The sequence below is a fragment of the Streptosporangium sp. NPDC003464 genome, from assembly GCF_053588315.1.
In genome coordinates this window covers 1-1,752 of the sequence record NZ_JBSFPS010000534.1, presented here as the reverse complement: position 1 = coordinate 1,752, position 1,752 = coordinate 1, and the positions used below count along the sequence as shown (strand labels likewise).

Below are 1,752 nucleotides of genomic sequence, written 5' to 3'. Positions count from 1 at the left end.
CCTGTCCGTCGTCCTCGCCGCGCTCAACGAGACCGAGGTGTGGGCGCTGAGCCACCTGCTGTTCGTGGGGGCCTGCGCGCTGGCGGGCGGGCTGATCGGCTCGCGCCGGCCGGAGCACGTGGTGGGCCGGCTGCTGGCGCTGAGCGCGTTCTGCTTCGCGCTCATGGAGGTCTGCGGCCAGTACGCCATCCTCGGCCTGCTCACCCGGCCGGGACTGCCGCTCGCCGAGGCCATGGCGTGGCCGCAGACCTGGCTCTGGGTGCCGGCGAACCTGTCGCTCGTCCTCGTCCCGCTGGGCTTCCCCGGCGGGACGCTCTCCTCGGCCCGCCTGCGGCTCCCGGTCCGCGCGGTGGCCGTCGCCGCGGCGCTCACCATGGCGGTGAGCGCGCTGCGGCCCGGGGAGAACCACCAGGTGGGCGCCGGCGCCGGTGTGGTCAACCCGCTCGGGGTGGCCGGGCTGGCCCGGGTGGCCCCGGCGGCGGAGACGGCGATGACGGCCCTCATGGCGGTGGTCTTCGTGGCGGGCGGGATCGACCTGCTCGTCAGGGCGTTCCGGAGCGGCGAGCCCGAACGCCGCCAGATCAAGTGGCTGACCTACGCGGTCGGGCTCCTGGTGCTGGTCGTCGCGGCCCGGCTGGCGGCCGGGCTGACCGACGGGGCCCCGGAGGCGATCTGGCCGGCCGCCAACTCCCCGTGGGAGCTGCCCGGCGCGCTGGGCACGGCGCTCATGCCCGTCGCCATCTGCATCGCGATCCTGCGCCACCGGCTCTTCGACATCGACCTGGTGATCAACCGGACGCTGGTCTACGCGCTGCTGTCGGGCTGCGTGACCGGCGGATACGTGGCCGTGGTGGGCTACCTCGGCGCGATCTTCCCCACCGGGGACCTGCCGGTCTCCATACTCGCCGCCGGACTCGTGGCGCTCGTCTTCGCGCCGCTGCGGGAACGGCTGCAGAGCGGGGTCAACCTGCTGATGTACGGCGAGCGGGACGACCCCTACGCCGCGCTCACCCGGCTGGGCCGCCGGCTGGAGAACACCGGGGAGCCCGGCACCGTGCTGGCGGGGGTCGCGCGGGCGGTGGCCGAGGCCCTGCGCCTGCCGTACGCGGCGGTGGAGACGGCCACGGGCGCGCGGCACGCCTCCGGCACGGCCGCCGGCGACCCGGTACGGCTGCCGCTGACGCACAACGGCGAGCGGGTCGGGGACCTCATCCTGTCGCCCCGGCCGGGAGAGACCGGGTTCGGCCCCCGCGACCTGCGCGTGCTCACCGTCCTGGCCGGGCAGGTCGCGGTGGCCGTGCACGCCGTACGGCTCTCCGCCGACCTGCGGCACTCGCGGGAACGGCTGGTGATGGCGCGCGAGGAGGAGCGCCGCCGCCTCCGGCGCGACCTGCACGACGGGCTCGGTCCCACGCTGGCCGCGCTGACCATGCGGGCCGAGGCCGTGCACGACCTGGTCGAGGACGGGCCCGCGCGGCGGCTGCTGGCCGACATCGTCGGCGACGCCGAGGCGGCGGTGGCCGACGTGCGGACCCTGGTGGACGGGCTGCGGCCGCCCGCGCTCGACTCCCTCGGGCTGCTCGGCGCGCTCCGCGCCCACGCCACCCGGCAGCCGCCCGGCCTGCGCGTCGCCGTGCACGCGCCGGACGGCCTGCCGCCGCTGCCGGCCGCGACGGAGGTGGCGGCCTACCGCATCGCGGCCGAGGCGCGTCACAAGCAGCTCTACACAGACATGGTCAGGGCGCCCATGAC

The 1,752-nt window shown here is 76.5% G+C and carries 1 protein-coding gene; it reads left to right on the top strand.

Features of this window, described 5'->3' with window-relative positions; translation table 11 throughout:
* A partial coding sequence (locus ACWDS7_RS48260) for a sensor histidine kinase (RefSeq protein ID WP_451934795.1) occupies positions 1-1,752 on the top strand: 1,752 nt, incomplete at both ends.